Raw genomic sequence first — 23,446 nt, 5'->3', positions numbered from 1 at the left:
TTAAAGGTTGCTGTGGTTCGGCGTCGAGTCTAGCGGGTGGGGCGGGGTGAATCCTGGGCGGGTGCGGGTGGTGTCGTGTTCGTGCGCTGGTGGCGCGGTTCCGACATTCGTACTTTTGTTCTATGGATGTGAACGCGCCGAGCGACCGCCTGCGGGTGGCGAGCGAGCGCGTCGTCGAACTGCTGAGGGGGCGGGAGTGCGAGGCGCTCGATGATCGCGAACTCGTGGGATTTATGAGCGAGATCACCGCGGCGCGCAACGCCCTCGACGTGCTCGCGGCCTGTGCGGCCCGGGTGATCGACGCGCGTTCGGCGCGAGAGCTGGGCGGAGCGGGGCTGGCGCAACGACAGGGGCACCGCAACGCGACGGAACTGCTGCAGACGTTGACCGGGCGGAGCCGGCGCGAGGTGTTGCGCGCGGTGAAGACCGGGGGTGATCTGCTCCCCTCGCTTCCGCCCGCGGTCGGGCACGACGGCGATGGTTCTGGAGCCGAGTCTCGCGCCGCCTCCGAGGATGGTGGCGGGTCGTGGCTCGATCGCACGAGCGGGGCGCTTCGCCACGGGGCGCTCAGTCACGCGCAGTTCCAGGCGATCCGCGTGGGGCTGGGCGAGCCGCCGGTGGAGAGGTATCCCGAGCTCGATCCGGATTTCCTCTCCCGCGCCTGGCACACGGCCGTCGAGCGGCTGATCGACGAAGCGCCCCATCTACCGGTCGAGGAGGTGCGGGCTTCTGCGCGGATCGCGCGAGACCGCCTCGACCCGGTCGGGGTGACTCTGCGGTTCGAGGAGCGCTTCGCCGCCCGGTCGTATCGTTCGTGGATCGACGAGCACGGTCAGCGACACGGGCGGGTCGTGTTCGACGATGATGCGGCGACATGGGTCGATGCGATCCTGCAAGCGGCGTTGCGTCCGCGGCGTGGGCCGCGGTTCGTGGATGCGGATGCCGGGAGCACCGGCGCCGGTGCGCGTGCCGTCGCCGACGCCTCCGACGAGCGGTCGGGTGAGCAGATCGCGTACGACACGCTGGTCGCCGTTATGCGCACCGGAGCGGCGGCTGATCCGGCGCGGGCGTTCGGCGACCGGCAACCGGGCGTGCGAATCGTGGTGGAGGCGTCTGCGCTGGGGGCGGTCGAGAGCGGATGCGTCGGCGGCGCCTCGGGCGGAGGCGCGCCGCATACGGTGGCCGACGATGTCGCCGGGGCGAGATCGCAGACGGACCGAGCTCGGCAAGCCGTCGGCCCGGCGGACACGGACGTCTCGCGAGCGGGGAGCGGTCGCGGCGGCTCCGCGGATGAGACGGCGGCGAGGTCGGGTGACCGCGGAGCGGGCGCTGCGCTGGATTCGCTCGGCTCGGCACCGACGACGGTGCGGGGCGTCGGGCATTGGGAGGACGGCGGCGGCTCCGTTCCGGGCGGGGTGGTCGAGAGCTATCTCTGCGACGCGGGTGCGCTGCCCGTCTCGCTGGGCAACGTGGGGCGCCCGCTCGACGTCGGACGCCACCAGCGTCTGTTCACCCGCGCACAGCGAATCGCGATCGCGGTGCGCGACGGCGGATGCGTCGGTATCGGATGCCGCGCCCCCATCTCGCAGTGCGAGATGCACCACATCGATCACTGGGCGGCGGATCGGGCCAGGACCGACGTCGACGACGGCGTCCCGCTCTGCCGGAACCATCACCTGGGAATCCACAACCGCGGTGAGAAGATCGTGCGCGAGCGGGATCCCGTCACCGGTCGAGACGCGTACTGATTGCACGCGCCACCCGATCCGCGCACGGGCGAGGTGCGACCGCCGACGCTGCTGCGGTCGAGATCTCCGCGTCGCTTCGACGCGGCGTGACGGAGCGCGACGCTCGTGGCAGAGTGCGACGCGCATAGCCGAGCGTGACGTGGCGTGATCGAGCACGACGCCCAAGCCGAGCACGAGGCGCGTGATCGGGTCAGTCTTCGTCCGCGACGATCTCCGCCTTGAACCCCGCGGAATTCTCGAGCCACCCGGCGTAGTGCGAGGGACCGCCGGCGAACGGATATCGCTCGTGGTACAACGGTCGCCACCCGTGCACGCTCGCCGCAGCCATGACGGCATCCACCTGAGCCCGGGAGCCGCCGAGGAACGCGAGGTGATTCACACCGGGAGCGCTCCGGTCATGTTCACGGCGCGACAGGTTCGGCGATGTGGTCAGCGTCAGGTATGGGCCGTCGTGCGTGCTCCACGTCTCGCCCTGAGCCCACTGGCCGGTTCGCTCGAAACCGAGCTCGGTGAGCAGCCATCCCCACTCGACACGTGCCACTGCCAGGTCTTCGACCCAGACCTCGACGTGATGGAAACCCGGCACGGCTCAGCTCGCGGCGACCCCGGCGGCCGCACGCTCGGCGGCCGCGCGCTCGCCGCTGGGCGTGGAGCGGATCGGGTGACCCGTCGTGGTCAGGCAGCGCCCCGTCGCCAGGTCCCACTTCCAGTCATGGAGCGAGCACGTCAGCACGCCGTCCTCGATCTTGCCGGTCTTCGTGAGGTCGGCACGCAGATGCGGGCAGCGACGCTGCACGGTCCAGCCGTCGATCTCGGCATCCTCGGTCTGGTCGGACTGCTCGGCGTACCAGTTCTCGACGTACTCGATGCGGTCGCGCGACAGGCACTTGAGGAACGTGGTGAGGAACTCGTTGAACTTGCCCGAACGACCCACCTCGAACTGCATCGACAGGAAGATCGAGTTCGACCAGTCGATCTCGTGGTCGCGGATGTTGGTGGAGACGAGGTCGGCGGGGATCGTGTACCAGTAGATGCACTCCTCGCCGGCGTATTCGCGCACCTTCGCCTTGGGGAAGTCCACGACCATGTCGAGCTCGCCGATGCGGAAGCGCACCGCTCCCCCGACGCCGTTGCGGATGGTGCGGGCGCGCCGCAGCAGCGGCTCCCACCATTCCTTGATCGCCGCGAGCATCTCGGCGGGCGACAGGATCTCGGCTCGGGATGCCACCTCGGCGGCGATCTCGTCTTGGCGACTCTCGCTCTGCGCGGCGAGGTAGTTCCACTTGTCACCGAAGACGCGTTCGATCTCGTCATCCGTGTACAGGGTCTGAGTCACCGTCACGTCGGAGCCCTGCAGCTCGACCTCGGTGCCGGGCAGGAACAGGTAGCCCTTCTGGTCGGGGCGCTGCTGCGTCATGTGCGCGAGGAACTCGCGCTGGTCGGTGAAGATCGAGTCGTTCTCGAGGCCCGTGCCGTTGTAGCGGAACAGCTCCTCGCGCAGGAACATCGGCGGGCCCGCCATGGGGAAGACGTGCTCGGCATCCACTTTCTCGATGTAGTACATCGCGCGCTTGTTCTGCGCGTCGCGCTTGAGCTGCGCGAAGTTCTGCTTGGCGTCCTGCGGCAGGTCGTAGACCATGGGCCACCAGATGGCGCCGGAGACCTGGGTGAAGTACGCGTCGGGCTTGCCGAAATCGAAGAGCTTCTCGAGGTCGAGGGGGTGCGAGTCGTTCTGGTTCAGCACGGATGCCGTGCCGTCGTCGACCGAGAGCGACGAGTCGCCGATGGGCCCGTCGGAGGGCGCGCGCAGCGGCGTCACCATGAGCTTCAGGTTGCCGAACCGCAGGGGGACGCCGGCCTCGGTGCGCACGAGGTTCGTGTAGCCCAGGGCGATGAGATCTTGCTCGAGGTCGTCGGTCGGATACTCGGGGAGAAGCACCTTGACGTCTTTCGAGACGTACCGCTCGAGCAGCGCGGGGTCGAAGTGGTCGCGGTGGCGGTGCGAGATGTAGAGGAAGTCCGCCTGGCCGAAGCGCTCCCAGTCGAGGGCCCGGTTGTCGGGGAACGGGAACCACGAGCCGAAGAAGCTCGGACCGATGACGGGGTCGCAGAGGATGCTGCCGCCCGCCGTCTCGATGAACATGCCTGCGTGGCCGAGGCCGGTGACTTTCATGTCGCTCCTGTGTCGTGGACGGAACCTGTCGAGTCTACGCGGGGCATGCTGAACGGGTTCGGGGAAGAGAGGGCGAGTTCGGGAGCGGACGGTCTCACGGGCCGAGCAGCCCCCGGATGTCGTCGGCGTCCAACGACGCGGCGAACGCCTCGCCGTCGTCGATGACCGCATCGAACAGCGCGGCCTTGCGGCGCTGGAGCGCGAGCACCTTCTCTTCGATCGTTCCCTCGGCGATGAGCCGGTAGACGAAGACGCTCTTGTCCTGCCCGATGCGATGAGCGCGGTCGATGGCCTGGGCCTCGGCGGCCGGGTTCCACCAGGGGTCGAGGACGAAGACGTAATCCGCCTCCGTCAGGGTGAGCCCGAACCCGCCGGCCTTCAGGCTGATGAGGAACACGGGCGCATCGCCCTCTCGGAACCCGGCGACCACCTCGCCGCGCCGGGTGGTGCTGCCGTCGAGGTGCGCGTGCGCGAGGCCGGCGGCATCCAACCGCTGCGCCGCCATGTCGAGGAAGGAGGTGAACTGGCTGAACACCAGCGCGCGGTGCCCCTCGGCGGCGATCTCGACGAGCCGGTCGAGCAGCACGTCGAGCTTGGCGGAACCGAGGTGCGCGTCGCGCTCGTCGACGAGACCGGGCGCGAGCGCCAGCATGCGCAGCAGTGTGAGGGAGCGGAACACGATGAAGCGCTGCCGGTCGAGATCGTCGAGGAGCCCCAGCACCTTCTGCCGCTCGCGCTGGAGCACGCGGTCGTACACCGCCTGGTGCGCGGGGCCGAGGGGCACCGCGATCTCCTGCTCCTGCTTGGGAGGCAGATCGGATGCCACGACGTCTTTCGTGCGACGCAGCAGGAACGGCCGCACCCGGCGACGGAGCTTCTCGAGCATCTTGTCGCGGTGCGCGCCGGTCGCGGCGGCCGAGAGCTCGGTGGGGGCGTCCGAGGGCAGCCGTTCGATCGCGCGGGTGTAGTCCTCGCGGAACTGCCGGATCGAGGGGAACAACCCGGGCGCGGTCAACGCCAGCAACGCCCACAGGTCGTCGAGTCCGTTCTCGATCGGCGTGCCCGTGGCCGCGTACACCGCGTCGGTGCGCAGCGCAGCGATGGCACGGTGGATGCGCGTCGCGGGGTTCTTCACGAACTGGGCCTCATCGAGCACCACGCCGCTCCAGTGCGGCGCGGCGAACTCCTCGGCATCCGCTCGCACCACGCCGTACGACGCGACGACCACGTCGACGGCGCTCGCGATGTCGGCGATCGTGCGATCGCGCCGGACGGCGGTGGCCTCGACGACGGCGACCCTCAGGTCGGGAACGAAACGCGCGGCCTCGGCGCGCCACGTCGGCAGCACCGAGGTCGGGGCGACGACGAGCCACGGCCGCGTCTCGCCGCGCGCCCGTGTGTGCGCGATCAGCGCGAGCAGCTGCAGCGTCTTGCCGAGTCCCATGTCGTCGGCCAGGATGCCGCCGAGCCGGTGCGCGTGCAGCAGCGCGAGCCACGAGAGCCCCTCGCGTTGGTAAGGACGCAGGTCGGCGAGGAACCCGGGCGGGGGTGCCACCTCCGGCACCTCGGCGCTGTCGCGCAGCGCCCGCGCGATCTGACGCCATTCCACCGCGGCGTCGGACTGATCGGCGAGGTCTTCGAACTCCGCCCAGAGCGCGAGATGCGTGCGCGGGACGCGGGGCCCGGTCTCCCATTCGTCGAGCGCGGCGGCCTCGTCGAGCAGTTCGCGCAGACGCTGGAGCGCCGGATGAGCGAGCGAGAACCATGCCCCGTCGGACAGCTTGATGCGCGTGCGCCCGCGCGACAGCGCCGTGAACAGCACACCGAACGGGATGAGACGGCCGTCGATCGTGACGGCGATTCCGAGGTCGAGCCAGTCGCGGTCGAGGGACTCGACGGTCGTGATGCGCAGCGACGGGTCGCCGCGCAGCTCGCGGAACGTCGGCCGCGTGCCGTGCGTTCGCACCCGCACCTCGTCGACCACGTCGACCGCGGGCAGCACGTGTGCGCTGAACACCGCGGCATCCGCGTCGCGCAGGTGCGCCCGCGAAGCGACCGGTAGATCGGATGCCGACATCCACGCCGTCTCGAACCGTTCGCCGATCTGCGCCTCGGCGCGGTCGTCGCGGTCGGGATGCTCGCCGTCGTCGGTCCACGCGGCGCGGTGGCCGCCGGGATACACCCAGTCGAGGCGGTACTGCACCTCGTCGCCCTCGAGGTACGACACGTCCACCAGGAGGGTGGGGCGTGCCGGCGGCGGCGACGGAACGCCCGCGCCCACCGACAGCGGCACTCGGCGCGCCAATCGCGGGTAGACCTCGGCGACGAACTCCGCGGACTCGCCCGCCGGCACCTCGACGATCGGAGTGCCCAGCAGCGCAGGCAGCGGCGCGGGCAGGTCGACGGCCGCGAGCACGAGCGGCACCGGATCGCGATCCAGTTCGTACGCGAACAGCCCGGAGCCGCCGATGGCCCGGGCGTGAGCGGCATCCATAGAGCGGCCGTCGATCTCGAGCTCGGCGGACACGCGCAACGCTCCCCCGCCGACCGCGTCGACCGTCACCCGCGCGACCGCGTCGGCTGCGAGGCGCACCGCCTGCTGCGGGTTCATCGACACGATCGGGATGCCGAGCGACTCCGCCGCGCGCAGGTGCGGCCAGAGCAGGGGCGAGTCGACCGCGTCGAGGGCGATGGTGTCACCCGACGGCGCGAACGGCCCGGCCGTTCGCCGTGCCTGCGCGAGAGCGTGCACGTCGGCGAACCACCGCACGTGCGCCGGGTCGAAGCGGGCGGTTGATCGCCGGACGGCATCCCACGTGGCATCCGCTCGGATCCAGGCGTCGCGCGCGCCGCGCACGAGGGGGCGTGCGACGAGCTGCAGGTCGTCTTGCCGTCGCGCGAGCATGCGCGGGGTCACGGGCACGACCGCCCGGGCGTCCCACCGCGCGGGATCGTAGGCCTCGCGTTGGCGCAGCTCGATGCCGAGGGCGAGCGGCTCGAAGGCTGCCGTCTCGCCCCCGGGAAGCAGGTCGCGCCAGGAGCTCACGGCAGCATCCTGCCCGAGGCCTCCGACATCGCGGCGCGCCTGCGCGACCCCGCGGTGCGGTTCGCGAGGACTCCGGGGCACGCAGAAACGCGATTCGCGCGAAGAAACGCCCTGTGCACGCGTTTCATCGCGCGGATCGCGTTTCTCGACGAATCATGGCCGCGCGCGCACGCCGTGGCGCGTCCCCCGGAACGCCGCGACGCGGCCACCGGCGGGACGCCGGGGCCGCGTCGTGACACGTCGGCGAGGCTCAGGACGAGCGCGCGATCCGCGCCAGCACGCCGTGCACGAACGAGCCGGAGTCGTCGGTCGAGAACTCCTTCGCGAGCTCCACGGCCTCGTCGATCGCGACGGCCGTGGGCACCTCGTCGTTGTAGAGGATCTCCCACGTGCCGATGCGCAGCAGGGCGCGGTCGACGGCGGGCATGCGCTGCAGCGACCAGTCCTTGGCGAACGTGGTGATCTGCTCGTCGATCGCGTCACGGTTGTCGATGACACCGTCGACGATGTCGCGGGCGTACAGCCACGACGCCTGACGGTCGGGCTCGGATGCCGCGCGCTTGGCCTCGGTGGCCAGCATGATCGCGAGCTCCTCGCCGCGCACGTCGGCCTGGAAGAGGATGTCGAGGGCGCGCTTGCGCGCCTTGGTGCGGGCGGACAACGTCAGCTGATGCGGCCGAGGTACTCGCCCGTGCGAGTGTCGACCTTGATCTTCGTGCCGGTCTCGAGGAACAGCGGAACCTGCATCTCGTACCCGGTCTCGACCGTGGCGGGCTTGGTGCCGGCCGACGAGCGATCGCCCTGCAGGCCCGGCTCGGTGTAGGTGACCTCGAGCACGACCGACGGCGGCATCTCGACGTAGAGGGGGTTGCCGTTGTTGAGGGCGATCTGCACCTGCTGGTTCTCGAGCAGGAAGTTGGCGGCGTCGCCGACGGTGGCGGCACCGACGGTGATCTGGTCGTAGTCGGCGACGTCCATGAAGACGAAGCCCTCGCCGTCGTTGTAGAGGTAGGTGAAGTCGCGGCGGTCGACGTTCTCGATCTCGACCTTGGCGCCGGCGTTGAACGTGCGGTCGACGACCTTGCCGCTCATGACGTTCTTCAGCTTGGTGCGCACGAAGGCGCCGCCCTTGCCGGGCTTGACGTGCTGGAACTCCACGACGCTCCAGAGCTGACCGTCGATGCTGAGGACGACGCCGTTCTTGATGTCTGCGGTGGATGCCATGAGTGCCCGTGTTCCGTTTCGTGTGGGGAGAGGCGGCGCTCCGGCGCACACCCAGCGACCGAGTCTACGCGATGCCCCCCTCGGACGCGGTCAGCCGTGTGGACTGCGCGCCGCCGCGCGGCCGCTCGACGCTCCCTGCGAGCACGTCGACAGCCGGCCGCTCACCCGTCGGCGCTCCCCGTGATGACCTCGACGAGCAGGTCGACCGCGCGCGCATAGCCCGGCACGCCCTCACCCACCACGTGCACCACGGCGACGTCTTCGATGAACGAGAAGTGACGGAACTCCTCGCGCTCCTTGATGTTCGAGATGTGCACCTCGGCGACCGGCAGGTCGACGGATGCCAGAGCGTCGCGCAGCGCGACGGAGGTGTGCGTGAGTCCCCCGGCGTTGATCACGATGCCGGCACAGTCGAGACGTGCGGCGTGGATCGCGTCGATCAGCACGCCCTCGTGGTTGCTCTGCACCGCCCGCACCTCGATGCCGTGGCGACCGGCCGCGTCGGCCGTGAGGCGTTCGACGTCGGCCAGCGTGTCGCGGCCGTAGATCTCGGGCTGGCGCGTTCCAAGCAGGTTGAGGTTGGGTCCGTTGACGAGCAGCAGACGGCGGGGCGTGGTCATGCGTCGCACGCTATCAGCGCGGTGAGCGTGCCTACGCCCCGACCTCTTGGTACGCCGCGAACAGCAGCGACTCGTCGGGTGCCTGGAGCACGGTCGGCCGGGCGAGGTCGTCGAGCACGATGAAACGCAGCATGGCGCCGCGGCTCTTCTTGTCGCGCTGCATCGTCGCCTTGAGCGTCTGGAACGCCCCGGCGCGGTAGGTCGTCGGCAGTCCCAGCGATTCGAGGATCGTGCGGTGGCGCTGAGCCACGTCATCCGAGAGTCGTCCGGCGAGACGCGACAGCTCGGCGGCGAACACCATACCCACCGAGATGGCGGCGCCGTGACGCCAGCGATAGCGCTCGGCGTGCTCGATCGCGTGACCGAGGGTGTGCCCGTAGTTGAGCACCTCGCGAAGCCCCGCCTCGCGAAGATCTTCGCCGACGACGCGCGCCTTCATGTCGATGGCGAGCTCGACGCAACGTCGGAACGCGTCGCCGCGCGGGTCGACGATGCCCGTCGGGTCGGCCTCGATCAGATCGAGGATCTCGGGATGCCAGATGAAACCGGCCTTCACGACCTCGGCGAACCCGGCGGTCGCTTCGTTCTTCGACAGCGTGTCGAGCAGGTCGAGGTCGCACACCACCGCGACCGGGGGCCAGAAGGCGCCCACGAGGTTCTTGCCCTCGGCGGTGTTGATGCCGGTCTTGCCGCCCACCGCGGCGTCGACCATGCCCAGCACCGTCGTCGGCACGTGCACGAGCGCGACGCCGCGCAGCCAGGTCGCCGCGACGAATCCGGCGAGGTCGGTGACCGCTCCCCCACCGAAGCCGATGACGACGTCGGTGCGGGTGAAGTCAGCCTGGCCCATGACCTGCCAGCAGAACGCCGCCACTTCGACGCGCTTGCCGGCCTCGGCATCGGGGATCTCGGCGAGCAGCACCTGGCGGTCGCCCATCAGCTGAGTCCGCAGGGCTTCGGCCTGCTTCGCCAGGGTCGGCGGGTGCACCACCAGCACCTTCTGCGCCGCCGCGGGCAGTCTCTCGCCGAGCGAGGCCAGCAGCCCGCGACCGATGGTGATGTCGTAGCCGGAGTCGCCGGCGACGCTGATGGTGGTGGTGTCGGTCATGCCGTCTCTCCGGCCGGCACACGGCGTGCCCAGGCCACGATGTCGTCGACGACGCGCACGAGCGGTCCCGACGAGGTGTCGAACGTGACGTCGGCGGTCTGCTCGTAGACAGGCCGGCGTTCGTCGTAGATGCGCTGCCACCGGGCGACGGGGTCTTCGCCGCCCAGCAGCGGTCGGTCGTCGCCGTGGATCCGGGATGCCACCACGTGCGGCGCCACGGTCAGCAGCACCACGCGATGCGCGGTGAGGCGCTCGCGGGTCACGCGATCGAGCACCGCACCGCCGCCGAGTGCGACGACACCGCCGCGCGTGAGCGCCTCGGCGACCGCGTCGCGCTCGAGGGCTCGGAAGTGCGGCTCGCCGTGGGTGGCGAACAGGGCCGGAATGGGTCCGTGGTCTCGCACGACGAGCTTGTCGGTATCGGTGAACGGCGTGCCGAGCGCCCGCGCGACGCGGCGGCCGATACTCGTCTTGCCCGCGCCCATCGGTCCGATAAGCACGACGGCCGGGCCGGGCACCGCGTCGGGAACCGACTCAGGCGAGGTCATGCGCGAGCAGCGCCGCGTCGGACGCGTCGGTCGTGCGCAGCGTCTCGGGCAGGTTCGCGAGGTAGGTCTCGACGTTGCGGCGGGTCTCGACGATGTTGTCGCCGCCGAACTTCTCGAGGATCGCGTCGGCGAGGGTCACAGCGACCATCGCCTCGGCCACGACGCCGGCGGCGGGCACGGCGCACACGTCGGAACGCTGGTGGTGGGCCGCGGCGGTGTCACCGGTGGCGACGTCGACCGTGCGCAGGGCCTTGGGGATCGTGGCGATCGGCTTCATCCCGGCCCGCACGCGCAGCACGGTGCCGGTGGACATGCCACCCTCGGTGCCGCCCGCGCGGTCGGACGAGCGGGTGATGCCGTCGCCGGTCGCGAACAGCTCGTCGTGCGCCTGCGATCCGCGACGAGTCGTCGTGAGGAAGCCGTCGCCGACCTCGACGCCCTTGATCGCCTGGATGCTCATGAGCGCTTGGGCGAGCCTGGCATCCAATCGACGATCCCACTGCACGTGCGACCCGAGCCCCGGCGGCAGGCCGTAGGCGAGCACCTCGACGATGCCGCCGAGCGTGTCACCGGCCTTCTTGGCGTCGTCGACCTCGGCCACCATGGCCTCGCTGGTCGCGGCGTGGAAGCAGCGCAGCGGATCGGCGTCGAGCAGGTCGACGTCGTCGGGCGCGGGGAACGGCGCGTCGTCGGGGACGCGCACGGGACCGATCGACAGCGTGTGGCTGACCAGCCGGATGCCGAGCTCGTTGAGGAACGACCGGGCGATGGCGCCCAGGGCGACACGCGCCGCGGTCTCGCGCGCCGAGGCGCGCTCGAGGATCGGGCGGGCCTCGTCGAAGCCGTACTTCTGCATGCCGACGAGATCGGCGTGACCGGGGCGCGGGCGCGTGAGGGCGGCGCCGCGGCCGCGTGAGCGGTCGGACAGTTCGATCGGCTCGGGGCTCATCACCTCGGTCCACTTCGGCCACTCGGTGTTGCCGATGCGCAACGCGATCGGGCTGCCGATCGTGAAACCGTGCACGATGCCCGTCGAGAGCGTGAGCTCGTCTTCTTCGAACTTCATGCGCGAGCCCCGGCCGTACCCCAGGCGACGACGCGCGAGCTCGGCGCGGATCTGCGCGGACGAGACGGGCACGCCCGCCGGCATCCCCTCCATGAGGGCGATCAGTTCGGGGCCGTGGGACTCGCCGGCCGTGAGAACGCGAAGCATTCGTCTAGTCTCCCACGAGCGCGGTGCGCATCGCGGACAGCACCGCGTCCTCGTGGACAAGTGCCTGCCCCGGATCGCCTGTGACGAACACGCGCACCTGCAGCAGGGCCTGATGCAGCAGCATGCCGAGCCCGTTGTGCGCCGCGACCCCGGCGCGAGTCCACGCCTGAGCGAGCGGCGTCGGCCACGTGCCGTAGACGACGTCGACGAGGGGCCCGGAAGTGGATGCCAGCGTCTCGGCGACCGGGCCCAGGTCGGTTCCGCCGGGCAGGGTGGCGATCGTGGCGTCGACCGTCGCGACGTCGCCACCGGTCAACGGCTCGGGGCGCACCTCGACGCCGACTGCGGAGCCGAGGACCGCCAGCGCGCGCGCCGCCTCGACGCGCCGGGCGCGCACCTCGACGAGTCGCGCACCCGCGCGCGCGGCCGCGACGACGGCGGAGGTGGCGGTCGCCCCGGCGCCCAGCACGCGGATGACTTCGGGGCGCGTCACACCGATCTCGTCCAGCGCGCGAGCGAGCCCGCCGACGTCGGTGTTGAACCCGTGCGGGCCGTCGGCGGAGAGCAGCAGGGTGTTGACGGCACCCGTGAGGCGCGCGTCGTCGTCGAGTGCGACAGCCGTGCGGGCCGCAACCTGCTTGAGCGGCATCGTCAAGGAGAGGCCCCGCCACGTGGCATCCAGATCTCCGAGGGCGGTCGAGAACGCTATCTCGTCGACCTGGCGGCGTCCGTACTCCCAGTCGAGGCCGAGCACGCCGTAGGCGGCGGCATGCAGCCGGGGCGACCGCGAATGCGCGATCGGGTCGCCCCAGACGGCGAGGCGTGTGCGGTCGATCAGCATCCCGAGTTGGGGTTGTCGGCGCACCAGGCCTGCCACTGCGCGACGGCCTTCTCGTGCTCGCTCAGCGTCGAGGTGAAGACCGTCTCGCCGGTGTCGAGGTTGACGGTGACGAAGTACAACCACGGACCGTCGGCCGGCTTCATCGCGGCGTCGATCGCGAGATCGCCCGCGTTCGCGATGGGGCCGATCGGCAGACCCGGGTACATGTAGGTGTTCCACGGGTTGTCGCTGTTGCGCGCCTCTTCCGAGGTACTCACCGACCCGCTGCCCATCTCGCCCGCGCCGTATTGCACGGTGGAGTCCATCTCGAGCTTGCCGAAGGTCTCCTGATTGGTGGGTTGCAGGCGGTTCTCGATGACGCGGCTGACCTTGTAGAAGTCCTCGCTGCTGCGCGCCTCGCGCTCGATGATCGAGGCGATGATGAGGATCCGCTCGCGGTCGCCCTCGGGCACACCGGCGGTGTCGAGGGACTGCATCGTGCGCTTGACCATCGTGTCGATGACCTGCTGCGGCGTGACGCCCTCGTCGAAGTCGTAGGTGGCCGGGAAGATCCATCCCTCGAGCGTCGATGCCGGCACACCGTACTGCGACGGGTCGGCGACGGCGGCGTCGAGATCGGCGCGCGGGATGGCGAGCTGCTCCGCGATGAGGTCGAGCGACTGCGCGAGCGTCAGACCCTCGCGCAGCTGCACGGAGTAGTTCAGACGGTTCTCGGGCTGACGGAGAGCGAGGAGCACCGCCTCGGAGGTCATCTGCTGCTGGAGCTTGTAGACGCCCGGCTGGAAGGTGAAGGCGACGTTGTTGTCGACCATGTACTTGTAGAGCGAGTTCGACGCCTTGGTCACGCCCGCCTCGAACATCTTCGGCGAGACGGATTCGCCCGTGTCGCCCGAGACGATCGTCACGCGTGTCTCGCCGGTGGCCTGGCCCGCTTCGTAATCGAGGGGTTCTCCCCCGCCGAAGAACGCCTGCACCCGCTCGCCGTAGGTGTTCCAGAGGGCGAACCCGCCGCCGGCGATGCCGCCGACGAGCAACACCACGACCGCGAGCGCGATCCACGGTCCGACACGACGTCGGCGGCGCGTGGGCTGCGGCGCGGTGTGACCGATCTCGTGCGTCGTGGTCTGACCGGTGAAGAGCTGTTCGAGGGATCCGGATGCCACGGTGCCCGGCGCCGGCTCCGTGGCGACCGCGGCGGAGCCGGCGCCTACGGTCGCGGGCTCGCGCGCCGGCTGGGTCCCGGCGTCGACCGCGACGCCTCGGCGGGGACCGGCGGGGGCGTCGCTCGTCGCAACGGCGCCGCGGCCGGCTGTGGCGCCGGCGGCGCCCGTTCGGGAGGTGCCCGCGGGGGCGCCGGCGGCGCCCGTTCGGGAGGTGCCCGCGGCGTGTCCTGCCGCCGTCGCGCGCGCGGTGTCCGCGGCAGCGGCGGCGCTGCGAGGCGCCGCCTCGGCCGCAGTGGGCTGCGGCGAGCCGGTGGGGCTCTCGGATGCGCGCGCGGGCGACGACTGCGGCGCGGCGTCGCCGGCGGCGGTCGTGTCGTTCTCCGCGCGACGCGCTTCGCGTGCGGCGCGACGCGACGGCGGCGCATCGGCGGCGCGCGATCCCGTACGGGGGTCGGGAAGGCGGCCGTAGAGGTCGGCGAACGGATCGCTCTCGGGCGGGGTGTTCTCGGGCATGTCAGGCGGGCTCCTGTCCCGGTGATACGGCGGGTCCGGCCGGGTCACCGGACCGTCGCTCCACGTCGAGCGCCTGCTGCAGCAGCACCACAGCGGCGACTTGGTCCACAATGCTACGAGAATCCCGCTGGGAACGGCCTGCTTCTCTCAGCACACCGTGCGCGGAGACGGTGCTCAGCCGCTCGTCGACGAGTCGCACGGGCATCGGCAGCGCCGCGGCCAGGGCCTCGGCGAACCGGCGCGCGTCGGTCGTCGAGGGCGTGTCCTCGCCGCGGAGGTTCAACGGCAATCCGACGAGCACCTCGAACGCCTCGTACTCGGCCGCCAGCGCCGCGATGCGCCGCACCGGTTCGCCCTTGCGGGGCACCGTCTCGACGGGAACGGCGAGCAGTCCGTCGGGATCCGACCGGGCCACGCCGACGCGCGCACGTCCGACGTCGATCCCCAGTCGGATCCCGCGGCGGAACTCCGTCACGCGGTGGCCGCTCGCACGTCCGCGACGATGCCGTCCAGCGCCTGCGGCAGCGCCGCGGCATCCGTCCCCCCGCCCTGCGCGACGTCGGGACGACCTCCACCGCCACCGCCGAGCACGCCCGCGGCGCCCTTCGCGAGGGCACCGGCGGCGAGACCGCGTTCGCGGGCGGCGTCGTTCGTGACGACGACGACGGTGGCACGTCCCGCGCTCACCGTGGCGAGGGCGACGACCGCGGGGTCGATGCCGAGGCGGTCGCGCACCTGCAACGCCAGCGAACGCACGTCGTCGGCCGACGCACCCTCGCCGAGGCTCTGGGCGACCACGCGCACCGTGCCGACGGCGACGGCCGACTCGACCAGCTGCGGCAGACGGCCGGTCAGCGCCTGCGCCTCGAACGCGGCGATCTTCTTCTCGGCCGCCTTCAGGCTCGCGGCCAGCTCGGAGATGCGCGTCGTCAGCTGCTCGCGCGGGGTCTTCAGCGACGTCGACAGCTGCGAGACGATCGCCCGCTCGGCCGCGAGGTCGCGGAAGGCATCGAGGCCGACGAGGGCTTCGACGCGGCGATTCGACGCACCGACCGACTGCTCCCCGACGAGGTTCACCAGCCCGATCTCGGAGCTGCGGGCCACGTGCGTACCGCCGCACAGTTCGCGCGACCAGGGACCGCCGATGTCCACCATGCGCACGGTGTCGCCGTACTTCTCGCCGAACAGCGCCATGGCGCCGGCGGCCTTCGCCTCGTCGAGCGACATGACGCGGGTGGTGACCTCGAGGTTGTCGCGCACGGCGTTGTTGGCGATGTCTTCGATCTCGGTGCGGGTCTCGGGCGACAGCGCCGAACCCCAGCTGAAGTCGAAGCGCATGTAGCCGGCGCGGTTGAGCGAACCCGTCTGCGTCGCGGTCTTGCCCAGCGTGTCGCGAATGGCCGCGTGCACGAGGTGCGTGGCCGTGTGCGCCTGCTGCGCCGAGTGGCGGTTCAGCGCATCGACCACGGTGGTCGCGGGCGCGCCCATCGACACCTCTCCGGTCGTGACCTCGACGGTGTGGCTGATGAGGCCGGGCACGGGACGCTGCACGTCGAGCACCTCGAGCTCGTACCCGGGGCCGACGATCAAGCCCTTGTCTGCCACCTGGCCGCCGGACTCGGCGTAGAGGGCGGTCTCGGCCGTGATGATCTCGGCGATCTGCCCCTCGGAGGCGCGATCGGTGCCCTGGCCCTGCACCAGGATGCCGAGCACCGTCGACTCCGTCTGCAGCTCGGTGTAGCCGGTGAACACCGTCTCGCCGAGCGCGCGGAACTCGCGGTACGCGCTCTGGTCGGCGATCGCGCCCTTGCGAGCGCGGGCGTCGGCCTTGGCGCGGGTGCGCTGCTCGAGCATGAGCTGGTCGAACGCACCGCGGTCGACGGTGAGACCCGCCTCCTCGGCGATCTCGAGCGTCAGGTCGATCGGGAAGCCGTACGTGTCGTGCAGCAGGAACGCCTCGGAGCCCGACAGGGTCGTGCCGCCGCCGTTCTTGGCCTCGACGACCGACTGGTCGAGGATCGCCGAGCCGGCGGCGAGAGTGCGCAGGAAGGTCTGCTCCTCGGCGATCGCGTAGGCCGAAAGACGCGCGTAGTCGGCCTCGACCTCGGGGTACGACTCCTTCATCGCGTCGCGCGACGCGGCGAAGAGGTCGGGGAAGGTCGCGCCCTCGACGCCGAGCAGACGCATCGAGCGGATCGCGCGGCGCATGATGCGGCGCAGGATGTAGCCGCGACCCTCGTTCGAGGGTGTGACCCCGTCGGCCAGCAGCATGAGCGAGGAGCGCACGTGGTCGGCGACGATGCGCAGACGAACGTCGTCTTCGTGCGACTCGGCTCCGTACGCCTTGCCCGCGAGCGACGCCGCGAGGTCGAGCACGGGGCGAACCTGGTCGGTCTCGTACATGTTGTCGACGCCCTGCTTGATGAACGCGATGCGCTCCAGGCCCATGCCGGTGTCGATGTTCTTCGCGGGGAGTTCACCGACGATGTCGAAGTCGTACTTCGAGCGCACGTTCGTGATCTCGTACTGCATGAACACGAGGTTCCAGATCTCGACGTAGCGGTCGTCGTCGGTCGCGGGACCGCCGTCGACGCCGTACGCGGGACCGCGGTCGAAGAAGATCTCCGAGCAGGGTCCGGCGGGACCAGGCAGCCCGGTCGACCAGTAGTTCGTGTCCTTACCGAGTCGCTGGATGCGCTCCTCGGGCAGCGGGGTGAGGGTGCGCCAGAGCTCGTGGGCCTCGTCGTCCTCTTCGTAGACGGTGACCCAGAGGTCCTTCGGATCGAAGGCAAGGCCGCCGTCGGCCTCGGGAGCGGTCAGCAGCTCCCACGCGAAGCGGATGGCGTCTTCTTTGAAGTAGTCGCCGAACGACCAGTTTCCGAGCATCTGGAAGAAGGTGCCGTGACGGGGCGTCTTGCCCACTTCTTCGATGTCGTTCGTGCGGATGCACTTCTGCACGTCGGCCGCGCGGGGGTACGGCGGCGGGACGACACCGCTGAGGTACGGGATGAAGGGCACCATGCCCGCGACGGTGAACAGCAGAGCCGGGTCGTCGGTGACGAGCGAGGCCGAGGGGACGATCGTGTGGTTCTTCTTCTCGAAGAAGTCGAGGAAGCGCTGGGCGATCTCGGCGGTTTTCATGGCGGGTCTTTCCGTGCGCGTGCGGTGACGGCCCCCGGGCGTCGGGGGCCGGGTGCCGGGGAGGTCAGTCGGACGAGGTGGCGGCGGTCTTCGCGGCGGCGGCGGCGTCGCCGACCGCGTCGGAGGCCCGGTCGACGGCGGAGGCGGCGACGCCCTTGGCGTCGTCGATGATCTCCGACAGGCGGGTCTCCTGCTGGTGGTAGGCGTCGCTCATGTGATCGGTGAACTCGCCGATGCGGGAGTCGAGCTGCGCGAGCAGCTCCTGACCGCGAGGGTCTTTGTTGACGAGGTGGGCGGCGACGAAACCGCCGGCGATGCCCAACGCGAACCAGACGAGGCTTTTCACGATCACCACTTCTTCCTCGATGAGACGCCGCATTCGCGGCATCCCTCATCGTAGGCGACGGCCCCTGTGCGCCGCGCAAGCGGCATCGATGGATGCCCTGTCGCCCCGGCTTGCGGGCACCCCACCCCGCGCCAGGCTGCGCTGAGGTGCCGGCCCCGGCGTGCCGTCGCCGCGTGCAGAACGCAGGACGACACGGGCTGTCACGCCCTCCTCCGGGCCGGGGACGGGTCGTCGTGTGCACAACTCCTGCGTTGTGTCCGCATACGCCGATGGGGCGGGGTTCGTGCGCCATTCCTGCCGGAGTCGTGTCGGACCCGGGCGGGGCGGGCGACGCGACCGGCAGCGGCCTCCGGGCGAGGACCCCGCGCGCGTCTATGCCGGAGTCGTGTCGGATGCGGCGGCGCCGGGGACCGTGCGAGGCTCACGCCGGAGTCGTGCCGACCCCGCACCGGTACGGGCCGTCCGGGCCGGCACCGCGGCTGCACCCTCAACGACGAAGGGCGCCGGGAGAACCCGACGCCCTTCGTGTGCTCGCTGGGATCAGCGGGCGGCGTAGTACTCGACGACGAGCTGCACGTCACACGTGACGGGCACCTCGGCGCGCTTGGGACGACGCACGAGCTTCGCCTGGAGCGTCGACAGGTCGACCTCGAGGTAGCCCGGAACGGGGGGCAGCACCTCGGCGTGCCCGCCGGCGGCGGCGACCTGGAAGGGCTCGAGGCCCTCGCTCTTGGGCTTGACGTGGATCTGCTGACCCGGCTTCACACGGAACGACGGGCGGTCCACGAGCTGGCCGTCGACCAGGATGTGGCGGTGCACGACGAGCTGGCGAGCCTGCGCGGTAGTGCGGGCGAAGCCCGAACGCACGACGAGGGCGTCGAGACGCATCTCGAGCAGCTCGACCAGGTTCTCACCGGTCAGGCCGTCGGTGCGGCGGGCCTCGTTGAACGCGATGCGCAGCTGCTTCTCGCGGATGCCGTACTGCTCACGCAGACGCTGCTTCTCGCGCAGACGCACGGCGTAGTCGCTGTCGGCCTTGCGCTTGGTGCGGCCGTGCTCGCCGGGAGCGTAGGGACGCTTCTCGAGGTAGCGGGCGGCCTTGGGGGTGAGCGCGACGCCGAGGGCGCGCGACAGACGCACCTTGCGGCGGTCCTGAGACTTCGTGGTCACGAAGTTCTCCTTCCGATGACGCGGCCGCGCCTTTCGCGGCTCGCGGGCGTATCGCCCCCTTCCGCCCGGTCCGGGGCGCACGCCGGGGCGCACCGGAAGGTGATCACTGGAAGGAGGGGATGCCCGAAAACCCTGTTTCGAGCCGATTCATGCTAGCAGAGGGCGCCGAGAACCAGCCGAGGGCGTCACTTCCCGTCGAGGATGCGGCGGATCTTCTCCAGCCGCGCCGAGACGTCGCGCTCGGCGCCGTGGTTCGTGGGTTCGTAGTAGCGGCGTCCGCGCAGCTCGTCGGGCAGGTACTGCTGCGTGACGATGCCGATCTCGCTGTCGTGCGCGTACTTGTACCCCTTGCCGTGGCCGAGCCGTTTGGCTCCGGGGTAGTGCGCGTCGCGCAGGTGCATCGGCACGCGCCCGAAGCCGCCCGCGCGTACGTCGGCGATGGCGGCGTTGATGGCGTTGTAGGCGGCGTTCGACTTGGCGGTGGTGGCGAGGTAGACGGTCGCCTCGGCCAGGGGGATGCGCCCCTCCGGCATGCCGATGAAGGCGACGGCGTCGGCGGCGGCCACGGCGATCTGCAACGCGTGGGGGTCGGCCATGCCGATGTCCTCGGCGGCGGAGATCACGAGCCGCCGCGCGATGAAACGCGGGTCTTCGCCGGCCTCGATCATGCGCGCGAGGTAGTGGATCGCGGCATCCGGATCGGACCCCCGCACCGACTTGATGAACGCGCTGATGACGTCGTAGTGCTCATCGCCCTGGCGGTCGTAGCGCAGCAGCGCGCGGTCGACGGCCTGAGCGATGTGGTCGGCGGTGATCACCGGCAGCTCCGTGCCCTCGCCGGTGAACGGCCCCGGATCCTGCTCGTCGTCGTCTTCGTCTTCGCCGTCTTCGTCATCGGCGCCCGGCGTCGGACCACCCGCGTCGTCGCCCGCGACCGAGGCCGCCGCCTCGAGGGCGGTGAGCGCGCGACGAGCGTCGCCGGATGCCAGGCGCACGAGGGCGGCGCGTGCGTCGTCGTCGAGCACGACGCGACCGGCGAGACCCCGCGGGTCGGTCACGGCGCGATCGACGAGAGCGCCGAGGTCGTCGTCGCCGAGGGGCCGCAGGGTGAGCAGCAGCGACCGCGAGAGCAGGGGTGAGATGACCGAGAACGACGGGTTCTCGGTGGTGGCCGCGATGAGGACGACCCATCCGTTCTCGACGCCGGGCAGCAGCGCGTCTTGCTGGGCCTTCGTGAAGCGGTGGATCTCGTCGAGGAACAGGATCGTCGACTGCCCGTAGAGATCGCGCTGCGTCAGCGCCTCTTGCATGACCTCCCGCACGTCTTTGACACCCGCGGTGATCGCCGACAGCTCCACGAACCGTCTGCCCGACGAACGGGCGATCGCCTGGGCCAGGGTCGTCTTGCCCGTGCCGGGCGGGCCCCACAGGATGACCGAGACGGCGGATCCGGATGACGAGGAGTCGGTCGTGGCGAGTGTGACCAGCGGAGAGCCCGGGCGCAGCAGGTGACCCTGGCCTGCCACCTCGTCGAGGCTCACGGGACGCATGCGCACGGCGAGCGGCGTCTGGCCCTGGAAGAGCGCGGAGGAAGCGGTCACCGCTCCAGGCTATCCGGGGCCTCCGACATCGCGCCGGTCCGCCAGGGGTCGCGGACATGGACGGTCGGGGCGGGCTTTGTAGGATCGAGTCGCCCGGACGGGCGGAGGAGGTCGATGTGGCGACGCGCGGGAGAGACCGGCAGACGCGGGAGCAGCGGGAACGCGCCCGCACCTACGCGGCTCGAGTGGAGCTGCACCAGCGGCAGTGGCGCCGGCGCACGCGCGACAACGTGATCGCCCTCGTGGTCGGACTCGCCGTCATCCTGGGCGCGATCGGCGCGCAGACCGCGTACTTCGTCGCCGGGCCCGGCGCTCCCGAGCCCGCGCCCTCGACGACGCCCACCGCCCCGGCCACCGACGCCCCGAGCACCCCCGCGACCGACGCGCCGGCGACTCCGGCTCCGGATGCCACGGAGACGACGGCACCCTGATCCTGTGCCGGCGGGGCCGGTCGTACTAGGCTCGGAGGGTCCTTCTCCCCCAGGCGGTTCTGCCGCGATGAGGTGCTATCCGTGTCTTCCGCTCCCACCCCCGAGACCTCCGACCCGCGCGACGCCGCGACCGACGCCGAGGTCGACGCTCCTTCCACGATCGAGGTCGAGGCCGACGGCTCCCCCGCCGGCGCCGAGGGCGATGCCCCGGTCGACGGCGACGCCGCTGCGGCCTCCGATGACGAGTCGGGTGCCATCGAGCCCACCGGCGACGCCGAGGTCGACGTTCCGGCCGCCGACGGCATCGAAACAGACGAAGACGCCGCCGCGCCGGCCGAGACCGTGGAGGCCGAACCCGCCGCCGGGACGGCTCAGGATGCCGAGGCAGCGTCGCACGCGGAGTCTCTCGCGGACGAGGAGTCCACGTCGGACACCACGGCCGACGCCGAGCCCGACACCGACGCGAAGACCGACGCGCCCGCCCCGGCGCAGCCGGCGGCCCGCCCCGGCCCGCGCCTGCCCGGACCGCCCCCGGGCGCGACGGCATCGAAGACGACGACCCAGCCCTGGGGCCGCGTCGATGACGACGGCACCGTGTCGGTTCGCGAGGGAGACGAGTGGCGCGAGGTCGGACAGTACCCCGACGGCACGCCCGCCGAGGCGCTCGCGTACTACCAGCGCAAGTTCTCCGACCTGGCCGGCGAGGTCACGCTGCTCGAGACCCGTCACCGCCGCGGCGGCGCCTCGGCATCCGACCTGCGCTCGACCGCGAAAGCCCTCCGCGGCAAACTCGACGGTGCAGCCGCCGTGGGCGACCTCGCTGCGCTCATCGCCCGCGTCGACGCCCTGACCGCCGAGCTGGCGGAGGCCAGCGAGAGCGAGGCCGCCGCCGCCAAGCAGGCGAGCGAGGAAGCCGTGCGCGAGCGTACGGTGATCGTCGAGGAGGCCGAGGCCCTCGCCGCCCGCGACCCGCAGACGGTGCAGTGGAAGCAGATGACCGCTGATATGTCGACCCTGTTCGACCGCTGGCAGGCCCACCAGCAGAACGGCCCGCGTCTGTCGAAGTCGACCGCCCAGCAGCTGTGGCGCCGCTTCCGCGACGCACGCGCGACGGTCGACCGCCACCGCCGCGAGTTCTTCTCGTCGCTGGATGAGACCCACAAGGCGGCTCGCGAGGCCAAGACGCGTCTCGTCGAGCGCGCTGAGGCCCTCGCACCGCGCGGCGAGGACGGCATCGGGGCGTACCGCGATCTGCTCGACGCCTGGAAGGCGTCGGGACGCGCCGGCCGCAAGGTCGACGACGCGCTCTGGGCGCGGTTCAAGGCCGCCGGCGACGCCCTGTACGGGGCGCGGATCGAGCGCGAGTCGGCCGAGAACGAAGCGTCGAAGGAGAAGATCGAGCAGAAGCGCGCGCTCCTCGAGGAGGCCGCTCCGATCGTCGACGAGAAGAACCTCGCGACCGCTCGTCAGAGGCTCACCGCGATTCAGCGCCAGTGGGACGAGATCGGTCGCATCTTCCCGCGCGACAAGGAGCGGGCGCTCGATGACGAGCTGCGCAAGATCGAGCAGAGCGTGCGCACGCGCGAAGACGCCGACTGGAAGCGCAACGACCCCGAGCAGAAGGCGCGCGCGAACGACATGACGCGCCAGCTGACCGACGCGATCGACAAGCTCGAGGCCGAGCTCGCCGACGCCGAGGCGCGCGGCGACAAGCGTGCCGCCGCGCAGGCTCAGGAGGCTCTCGAGGCGCGCCGCACCTGGCTGCGCGCTCTCGGCGGCTGACCGGGTTCTCCACAGGTCCGACGCCGCGGCGTCACGGGCGACATCGCCCCGTCACACTGGCGGGATGGTGTCGCCTTTCCTGTTCTTCGCCGACGAACGACTGTCGCTCGCCGAGCTGTCCGCCGCGTGCCTCGACGGCGTCCTGGTTCCGCTCGGCGAGGGCTTCATGCCCGCCGATGCGGCTGAGACGCCCTGGATGCGAGCGCGCAGTCTCGCACCTCTCCTGGCGGAACGCTGGGCCGCCGTTCGGTGCAGCGCCGCCTGGATCCACGGTGCTCTCGCGCAGGAGCCCTCACCGCACCACCTCCAACGAGCCGGTGCGACCCGCATTCGGGCGCGCTCGGACGCCCGTACCGTCTACCATGACGTACGCCTCGACGCGGGTGACGTCTGCACGATGGCGGGCGTGCACCTCACCACTCCCCCGCGGACGCTGGTCGACCTGGCGCGCTCCGACGACGAGGGCGACCTCGCACTCGCACGATCATGGGCGGCCGCGGATCCGCTGACGAAGCGGTCCGCTGAGGCCTGGCTCGCGCAGCATCCGCGGTTCCCGCACGCGAAGCGCGCCGGGGCGGTCCTCTCCGCGACGGCGGCTCTGCTGGCGGACGGTCGCCTCGGCCGCGGCGCCGCGAGCGTGGGAACGCCCCGCGTCGACGCCCGCCGTGCCCCGCGCACCGCGTGACGCGGGGCCCCGGCCAGCGGTGCGAGCAGGAACGGCGCGAACCCGACCGTCATGCACGCCGTCCACGCGAATCCTGCACGAGCGGATGCCGCA

General features: G+C 71.2%; 20 protein-coding genes. 4 read left to right on the top strand and 16 right to left on the bottom strand.

Annotated features, from left to right (window positions below):
- Window positions 1–122 precede the first annotated feature (122 nt).
- A complete protein-coding gene (locus AS029_RS14125) occupies window positions 123–1,748 on the top strand; it encodes an HNH endonuclease signature motif containing protein (RefSeq protein ID WP_058233228.1) in 1,626 nt (541 codons plus the stop codon).
- A 190-nt stretch (window positions 1,749–1,938) separates the two neighbouring features.
- On the opposite strand, the gene AS029_RS14120 is transcribed toward AS029_RS14125, so the two are convergent.
- The 16 genes from AS029_RS14120 to AS029_RS14045 form a co-directional block, all read right to left on the bottom strand.
- Complete coding sequence (locus AS029_RS14120; protein WP_058233227.1) at window positions 1,939–2,334, bottom strand: VOC family protein; 396 nt, start codon at window positions 2,332–2,334, stop codon at window positions 1,939–1,941.
- 3 nt (window positions 2,335–2,337) lie between these two features.
- Window positions 2,338–3,921 carry an MBL fold metallo-hydrolase gene (locus AS029_RS14115; protein ID WP_058233226.1) on the bottom strand — a complete coding sequence of 528 codons (1,584 nt, stop codon included), beginning with the start codon at window positions 3,919–3,921 and terminating at the stop codon, window positions 2,338–2,340.
- 94 nt (window positions 3,922–4,015) lie between these two features.
- The gene (locus tag AS029_RS14110) at window positions 4,016–6,967 is read right to left on the bottom strand and encodes a DEAD/DEAH box helicase (RefSeq protein WP_058233225.1); all 2,952 of its coding nucleotides are present in this window, start codon (window positions 6,965–6,967) and stop codon (window positions 4,016–4,018) included.
- Between the two features lie 250 nt (window positions 6,968–7,217).
- Window positions 7,218–7,628, bottom strand: a complete 411-nt coding sequence (gene nusB / locus AS029_RS14105; protein ID WP_058233224.1) for a transcription antitermination factor NusB — start codon at window positions 7,626–7,628, stop codon at window positions 7,218–7,220.
- Between the two features lie 2 nt (window positions 7,629–7,630).
- A complete protein-coding gene (gene efp, locus AS029_RS14100; RefSeq protein ID WP_058233223.1) occupies window positions 7,631–8,191 on the bottom strand; it encodes an elongation factor P in 561 nt (186 codons plus the stop codon).
- A 161-nt stretch (window positions 8,192–8,352) separates the two neighbouring features.
- On the bottom strand, window positions 8,353–8,811 hold the full coding sequence (locus AS029_RS14095) for a type II 3-dehydroquinate dehydratase (protein ID WP_058233222.1): 459 nt from the start codon (window positions 8,809–8,811) through the stop codon (window positions 8,353–8,355).
- A gap of 31 nt (window positions 8,812–8,842) precedes the next feature.
- Entirely contained in the window at window positions 8,843–9,919 is a 1,077-nt protein-coding gene (aroB, locus tag AS029_RS14090) for a 3-dehydroquinate synthase (protein WP_058233221.1), read from the bottom strand.
- Entirely contained in the window at window positions 9,916–10,467 is a 552-nt protein-coding gene (locus AS029_RS14085; protein ID WP_058233220.1) for a shikimate kinase, read from the bottom strand. Before AS029_RS14085 ends, aroB begins: the two co-directional genes overlap by 4 nt.
- Window positions 10,454–11,680 carry a chorismate synthase gene (aroC, locus tag AS029_RS14080; protein ID WP_058233219.1) on the bottom strand — a complete coding sequence of 409 codons (1,227 nt, stop codon included), beginning with the start codon at window positions 11,678–11,680 and terminating at the stop codon, window positions 10,454–10,456. Before aroC ends, AS029_RS14085 begins: the two co-directional genes overlap by 14 nt.
- Window positions 11,681–11,684: 4 nt before the next feature.
- Complete coding sequence (locus AS029_RS14075) at window positions 11,685–12,521, bottom strand: shikimate dehydrogenase (RefSeq protein ID WP_058233218.1); 837 nt, start codon at window positions 12,519–12,521, stop codon at window positions 11,685–11,687.
- The gene (gene mltG / locus AS029_RS14070) at window positions 12,515–14,197 is read right to left on the bottom strand and encodes an endolytic transglycosylase MltG (protein ID WP_058233217.1); all 1,683 of its coding nucleotides are present in this window, start codon (window positions 14,195–14,197) and stop codon (window positions 12,515–12,517) included. Before mltG ends, AS029_RS14075 begins: the two co-directional genes overlap by 7 nt.
- 1 nt (window position 14,198) lies before the next feature.
- Window positions 14,199–14,672 (bottom strand): Holliday junction resolvase RuvX, encoded by a 474-nt coding sequence (gene ruvX / locus AS029_RS14065; RefSeq protein ID WP_058233216.1) that lies wholly within the window; start codon window positions 14,670–14,672, stop codon window positions 14,199–14,201.
- Window positions 14,669–17,338, bottom strand: coding sequence for an alanine--tRNA ligase (alaS, locus tag AS029_RS14060; protein WP_058233215.1), 2,670 nt, complete (start codon window positions 17,336–17,338; stop codon window positions 14,669–14,671). The genes ruvX and alaS overlap by 4 nt, the downstream gene beginning before the upstream one ends.
- A gap of 64 nt (window positions 17,339–17,402) precedes the next feature.
- The gene (locus AS029_RS14055; RefSeq protein WP_175456670.1) at window positions 17,403–17,717 is read right to left on the bottom strand and encodes an ATPase; all 315 of its coding nucleotides are present in this window, start codon (window positions 17,715–17,717) and stop codon (window positions 17,403–17,405) included.
- 507 nt (window positions 17,718–18,224) lie between these two features.
- The gene (gene rpsD / locus AS029_RS14050; RefSeq protein ID WP_013586600.1) at window positions 18,225–18,854 is read right to left on the bottom strand and encodes a 30S ribosomal protein S4; all 630 of its coding nucleotides are present in this window, start codon (window positions 18,852–18,854) and stop codon (window positions 18,225–18,227) included.
- Between the two features lie 185 nt (window positions 18,855–19,039).
- Complete coding sequence (locus AS029_RS14045; protein WP_082642319.1) at window positions 19,040–20,455, bottom strand: replication-associated recombination protein A; 1,416 nt, start codon at window positions 20,453–20,455, stop codon at window positions 19,040–19,042.
- Window positions 20,456–20,571: 116 nt separating this feature from the next.
- Between AS029_RS14045 and AS029_RS14040 the strand changes: the two genes are divergently transcribed.
- The 3 genes from AS029_RS14040 (at window position 20,572) to AS029_RS14030 (ending at window position 23,353) form a co-directional block, all read left to right on the top strand.
- Complete coding sequence (locus AS029_RS14040) at window positions 20,572–20,886, top strand: hypothetical protein (protein WP_058233214.1); 315 nt, start codon at window positions 20,572–20,574, stop codon at window positions 20,884–20,886.
- 516 nt (window positions 20,887–21,402) lie between these two features.
- Window positions 21,403–22,668 (top strand): DUF349 domain-containing protein, encoded by a 1,266-nt coding sequence (locus AS029_RS14035; protein ID WP_058233273.1) that lies wholly within the window; start codon window positions 21,403–21,405, stop codon window positions 22,666–22,668.
- 64 nt (window positions 22,669–22,732) lie between these two features.
- Window positions 22,733–23,353, top strand: coding sequence for a hypothetical protein (locus AS029_RS14030; protein WP_058233213.1), 621 nt, complete (start codon window positions 22,733–22,735; stop codon window positions 23,351–23,353).
- Window positions 23,354–23,446 lie beyond the last annotated feature (93 nt).

The organism is Microbacterium enclense, assembly GCF_001456955.1.
Taxonomy (GTDB): domain Bacteria; phylum Actinomycetota; class Actinomycetes; order Actinomycetales; family Microbacteriaceae; genus Microbacterium; species Microbacterium enclense.
The sequence above is the reverse complement of the archived record's forward strand: the minus strand, read 5'-3'. Positions and strand labels throughout refer to the sequence as shown.

Bases quoted from the DNA above. Each gene is read 5' to 3' on its own strand.
- AS029_RS14125 (WP_058233228.1), top strand. From the start codon at position 123: ATGGATGTGAACGCGCCGAGCGACCGCCTGCGGGTGGCGAGCGAGCGC.
- AS029_RS14115 (WP_058233226.1), bottom strand. From the start codon at position 3,921: ATGAAAGTCACCGGCCTCGGCCACGCAGGCATGTTCATCGAGACGGCG.
- efp (WP_058233223.1), bottom strand. From the start codon at position 8,191: ATGGCATCCACCGCAGACATCAAGAACGGCGTCGTCCTCAGCATCGAC.
- AS029_RS14095 (WP_058233222.1), bottom strand. From the start codon at position 8,811: ATGACCACGCCCCGCCGTCTGCTGCTCGTCAACGGACCCAACCTCAAC.
- aroB (WP_058233221.1), bottom strand. From the start codon at position 9,919: ATGACCGACACCACCACCATCAGCGTCGCCGGCGACTCCGGCTACGAC.
- AS029_RS14085 (WP_058233220.1), bottom strand. From the start codon at position 10,467: ATGACCTCGCCTGAGTCGGTTCCCGACGCGGTGCCCGGCCCGGCCGTC.
- aroC (WP_058233219.1), bottom strand. From the start codon at position 11,680: ATGCTTCGCGTTCTCACGGCCGGCGAGTCCCACGGCCCCGAACTGATC.
- AS029_RS14075 (WP_058233218.1), bottom strand. From the start codon at position 12,521: ATGCTGATCGACCGCACACGCCTCGCCGTCTGGGGCGACCCGATCGCG.
- mltG (WP_058233217.1), bottom strand. From the start codon at position 14,197: ATGCCCGAGAACACCCCGCCCGAGAGCGATCCGTTCGCCGACCTCTAC.
- alaS (WP_058233215.1), bottom strand. From the start codon at position 17,338: ATGAAAACCGCCGAGATCGCCCAGCGCTTCCTCGACTTCTTCGAGAAG.
- AS029_RS14055 (WP_175456670.1), bottom strand. From the start codon at position 17,717: ATGCGGCGTCTCATCGAGGAAGAAGTGGTGATCGTGAAAAGCCTCGTC.
- AS029_RS14030 (WP_058233213.1), top strand. From the start codon at position 22,733: ATGGTGTCGCCTTTCCTGTTCTTCGCCGACGAACGACTGTCGCTCGCC.